Below are 4,898 nucleotides of genomic sequence, written 5' to 3'. Positions count from 1 at the left end.
GATGTCGATCGCGCAGGCGATGTTCGGCGCGCCTGGGCGCGCGACGGGCGGGCCGGTGAGCGCGGGGCGCGCCTATCGCGTCGGCGAGCGCGGCCCCGAGCTGTTCGTGCCGACCGCGAGCGGGCGGATCGAGCCGTCGGCGGCGGGCGCGGTGCGCAACATCGCGATCACGGTGAATGTGCAGGGGCAGGCCGCGAGCGAACCGGGGCGGCTGGCGCAGACCGGGCGGCAACTGGCGCGCGCGGTGCGGCGCGCGGTGGAGGCGGACTGATGGGCTGGGCGCTGGTGGCGGCCGAGCCGCATCATCGCAAGGGTTGGATCAAGCGCTTCGACCCGCGCTTCTGGACGGTGAATTTTGCGCGGCCGATGATGGCGAGCGTGGTGACGACCGGGCCGCAGGCGCTGCGCGTCGAGACGGTCTGTTACCGGAAGCAGGATCTGGCGGGGCTGATCTGGGCCGCGGCGGACGCGTGGGACCATCCGCTGCTGTCTTATGAAACCCGGCGTGATTTCCGGCACACGCAGCTCCGCTTTCGCTGGCGGTCGGGCGGGGTCAAGCCGCTCGACGCGCTGCACGGGCCGACGCTGACGATCGAGGGGCGCGATGCCGGGGGGAGTCCGCGCGCCTGGTATGTGCGGCTGTGGAACTATGCCGAGGGGACGGGCGAGGATGCGATCGTCAGCCTCGATTTCGATGCGCTCGACGGCGGCTATCTGCTCCCCGGCGAGGCCGATCCCGTTTGGGCGGGCGATATCGATCGGATGTTCGTGTCGCTGGTGCCGCCGGATTATGACGGCAGCGAGGGCGTGCTCGCGGACCCGGCTGCGGGCTGGGCCGAGATGAGCGACATCGCGGTGTCGGGATCGGGGTCGGTGCTCGCGATCGGCGATGCCATGCTGCCCGAGCATGGGCTGGGCATGACCAACGGCTATGACGATGTGTACCACCTGACCCCGGCGCGGGTGGTGCGGCAGATCGTGGCGCTCGGCTATCGTGGCGACGTCGTCCATTATGTCGGGATGAGCCATTATATGCGGCTCGAGGCGTCGGGCGGGGGCTTTTATGCGAGCCTTGTCGGCGGGGCGATCAATGCGCCCTGCGCGGCGTGGCATGCGGGGTTCGCCGAAGCGTGCGGCGACGCGGGGCTGGGGATCATCTGGTCGCTATCCTACGAATATTTCGATGAATATTGCTGGAACGACTGGAAGCAGCGCGACGGCACCGGTGCGCCGGCGCTGACCGGATGGGTGCCGCCGTCGACCCTGTTGTCGCCCGCCAATGCGGTGGCGATGGGTTATTTGCAGATCGTCGCGCGCGCCTTTGTCGCGGTCGCGCTGGCGGCGGATCTCGCGGTGAAATTCCAGGTCGGTGAGCCCTGGTGGTGGGTCAATCCGGGCGGCCGGATTTGCGGATATGACGCGGCGGCGGGTGCGGCGCTGGGCGGGGCGAGCGTCGCGATTGCCGATGTGCGCGCGCCGCTCGATGCGGGACAGGGGACGATGCTCGATGCGCTGGGCGCGCTGCTTGCAGGCTCGACCGAGGCGCTGGTCGCGGCGGCGCGCGACGAAGCGGGGGCGGGCGGGCTGGTGAGCCATTTGCTCGTCTTCCTGCCGACGGTGCTCGACCCCGAAGCGCCCGAACTGCGGCGCGCGAATGTGCCGCTCGGATGGGCGGCGCCGGCGTTCGATGTGCTGCAGCTCGAGGATTATGACTGGGTGACCGGCGGACGCGGCGCCGAAACCGGGCCGGCGCGCGCGGCGATGGTGGATAGGCTGGGCTATCCGATCGACGAACAGCATTATTTTTCGGGTTTCGTGCTGCGGGCGGAGGATCGCGACCAATGGGCGGCGATCGCCGGGGCGGCCGGGGCGAGCGTGCGCGCGGGGGTGGCGCGCACGTTCGTCTGGGCGCTGCCGCAGGTCGCGCGCGACGGGTTCGTCTGGTTCGGCTTCAACGATTTTGGGGGGGAGGATGAGGTGCAGGCTTTCGATGCAGTGGATTTCCCGCTGGCGATCGGGCGCGAGGCGCTGGCGGTCACCGAATTTTCGACGCAGATCGTGAGCGCGCCGTCGGGCCACGAACAGCGCGCGAGCGAATGGGCCGAGGCGCGCATGACCTATGATGCGGGGCCGGGGATAAGGTCCGAGGCCGATGTGCGGGTGCTGACCGATTTCTTTCGCGCCCGGCGCGGGGCGGCGCGCGCGTTCCGCTTTCGCGATCCGTTCGACCATGGCTCGGCGATCGATGGCGGGCTGCCGGCAGCGGGCGACCAACTGCTCGGCGTGGGCGACGGGAGCCGGCGGCAGTTCGCGCTGGTCAAACATTATGGCGCGGGCGACGCCGTGCAAATACGCGCGATCCGCCTGCCGGTCGCGGGCAGCGTGCGGGTGTCGGTCGCCGGGATCGAGACCGGCGCCTTTGTCGTCACCGATACCGGCGAAGTGCTGCTCGATGCGGCGCCGGCGGAAGGTGCGGCGGTGCGCGCGGGCTATCGCTTCGACGTGCCGGTGCGTTTCGCCGAGGACCGGCTGGAGGTGAGCCGCGCGACCTTCCTCGCGGGCGAGATGGCGCATGTGCCGCTGATCGAGGTGCGCGCGCCATGGTGAGTGCAGCGCCCGACTGGCTGCGCGAGGAACTGGTGACGCTGGCCTGGTGCTGGCGGCTCGCGCGGCGCGACGGGGTGGTCGTCGGGCTGACTTCGCACGACCGCGACCTCGTTATCGGTGGCACGCCGTATCGCGCAGCGCCGGGAATGAAGCCGTCGGCGCTCGAGACGAGCGACAGCCTCGAGGTCGAGACGATGGACCTGCAGGGCGCGGTGTCGAGCACGGCGATCGCGGCGGCCGACCTCGACGCCGGGCGCTGGGACGGCGCGCAGCTGGAATTGATGGTGGCGGACTGGAGCGACCCCGGGCTGGCGCCGATCACCGTCGCACGCGGCGAACTGGGGGCGGTCGAGCGGCAGGGGCCGGCCTTTACGGCCGAGCTGCGCGGGGTGACGAGCCTGCTCGATGCGCCGGCGTGCCCGGCGACCTCGCCGTCGTGCCGCGCGGCGCTCGGCGACCGGGCGTGCCGGGTCGACCTGTCGCCGCGCACGCATGTCCGGCGGGTGGTCGCGGTCGAGGGGCGCGCGGTGACGCTCGATGCGCCGGTTGCCGCCGGGACTTTGGCGTTCGGCGAACTGCTGTGGATCGAGGGCGCGGCGTGCGGGCTGGCGTCGCCGGTGATCGCCGACGACGGGACGGTGCTGCAACTCGCCGAGGTGCCGGGATTGCTGCCCGCGCTGCCGGCGCGGGTGCGGCTGACCGAGGGGTGCGACCGGCAATTGGCGACCTGCGGCAGCCGCTTTGCCAACGCCGCGAATTTTCGCGGCGAGGCGCATCTGCCGGGCAATGATTTGCTGACGCGCTATCCCGGTGGATGATGCGCTCGACGATCTTTTGGGCGCACGCGCCTTTGCGGCGGCGCGGACGATGGTCGGGGTGCGGTTCCGGTTGCAGGGATGCGCGCCCGCGACGGGGCTCGATTGCGTCGGGCTGGTGTGGGCGGCCTATGCGGCGGCCGGCGTGCGGCTGGCGCGACCGGCGGACTATCCGCTGCGCGGCTGGGGACGCGACCGCGTCGAGGCGGGGCTGCGGCGGGTGGTCGAGACGCCGCTGGACGACGCGGCCGCGGTGGCGCGCTGGCGGTTTTCGGGAGCATAATCATGGCAACCTTGGTGCTGACGGTGGTCGGCGGGATATTGGGCGGACCGGTGGGGGCGGCGATCGGGGCGGCGGTCGGGCAGCAGATCGACGCCGAAATCTTCAAGCCCAAGGGCCGCGAGGGACCGCGGCTGGCCGACCTGAAGGTGCAGGCATCGACCTATGGCCAGCAGATCCCGAAGCTGTTCGGGACGATGCGCGTCGCAGGGAGCGTGATCTGGGCGACCGACCTGATCGAGCGGCGCGAAAAGCATGGCGGCGGCAAGGGGCGGCCGTCGACGACCGAGTACAGCTATTCGGTGTCGCTGGCGGTCGCGCTGTCGTCGCGGCCGGTCCGCGCGATCCGCCGTATCTGGGCCGATGGCGACTTGTTGCGCGGGACGAGCGGGACGTTCCAGGAGCGTTGCATCTTTCGCTGGTACGACGGCAGCGAGGACCAGCCGGTCGATCCGCTGATCGCATCGGCGCTGGGCATCGGTGCGGCGAGCGCGTTTCGCGGGCTGTCCTATGCCGTGTTCGAGGAACTGGAACTGGCGCGGTTCGGCAATCGCATCCCGGCGCTGAATTTCGAGGTCGAAGCCGATGCCGGGACGATCGACGCCGGGCTGGTCGGCGCGGTGCTGCTCGGCGAGGCGGGGCGCTGTGCCGGGCGGACCGGCTTTTCGGGCTATGCGGCATCGGGCGACCGGGTGCGCGAGGCGCTGGCGCCGCTGCTCGACGCCGATGATGTGCGGCTGGTGAGTGCGCCCGGCGGCTGGCGGCTCGCACCGACCGCGCTTGCGGGCGCGCCGGTGGCGCTCGCGGATTTTTCGGAGGCGCGGCGCGTGCCGGCGGCACCCGACGGGGCCGAGACGCGCCGCGCGCCGCTGGCGGCGCTGCCGGGGACGATCCGGCTGCGCCATTATGAACCCGAGCGCGATTACCAGCTTGGCCAGCAGGCGGCGCTGGTCGCGGGCGGGGGGCGGCGCGAAGAGAAGATCGACCTGCCCGCGGTGCTGTCCGCCGGCGGCGCGCGGGCGCTGGCGCGGCGGATCGCCGCCGATGTCGCCGACGGGCGCGAGACGCGGGTGTGGCGCGGCGACCTGGCCGCGCTGGCGTTGCCGGTCGGCGGGCTGGTGACCGTCGCCGGGCCCGGAAGCGGTGGCGGCGCGTGGCGCGTCGTGTCGCGGACGGTCAAGGACAGCGAGGTCCGC

4 protein-coding genes and 1 pseudogene are annotated in these 4,898 nt (G+C 71.9%); all 5 read left to right on the top strand.

The window, feature by feature from the left end; genetic code table 11:
- Positions 1-271 (top strand): annotated as a pseudogene (locus B1A78_RS20420) (tail tape measure protein); the annotation flags it as partial.
- Positions 271-2,607, top strand: a complete 2,337-nt coding sequence (locus B1A78_RS20415) for a DUF2460 domain-containing protein (protein ID WP_077148710.1) — start codon at positions 271-273, stop codon at positions 2,605-2,607. The pseudogene B1A78_RS20420 and the gene B1A78_RS20415, both read left to right, overlap by 1 nt.
- Entirely contained in the window at positions 2,601-3,425 is an 825-nt protein-coding gene (locus B1A78_RS20410) for a DUF2163 domain-containing protein (RefSeq protein ID WP_077148709.1), read from the top strand. The genes B1A78_RS20415 and B1A78_RS20410 overlap by 7 nt, the downstream gene beginning before the upstream one ends.
- Positions 3,418-3,705 (top strand): hypothetical protein, encoded by a 288-nt coding sequence (locus B1A78_RS20405; RefSeq protein ID WP_077148708.1) that lies wholly within the window; start codon positions 3,418-3,420, stop codon positions 3,703-3,705. Before B1A78_RS20410 ends, B1A78_RS20405 begins: the two co-directional genes overlap by 8 nt.
- Before the next feature lie 2 nt (positions 3,706-3,707).
- On the top strand, positions 3,708-4,898 hold a 1,191-nt coding region (locus tag B1A78_RS20400; protein ID WP_218668013.1), incomplete at its 3' end, for a phage tail protein.

Origin of the sequence: Sphingopyxis sp. KK2 (genome assembly GCF_001990265.1) — a bacterium.
In the GTDB taxonomy this organism is placed as follows: domain Bacteria; phylum Pseudomonadota; class Alphaproteobacteria; order Sphingomonadales; family Sphingomonadaceae; genus Sphingopyxis.
The sequence above is the reverse complement of the archived record's forward strand: the minus strand, read 5'-3'. Positions and strand labels throughout refer to the sequence as shown.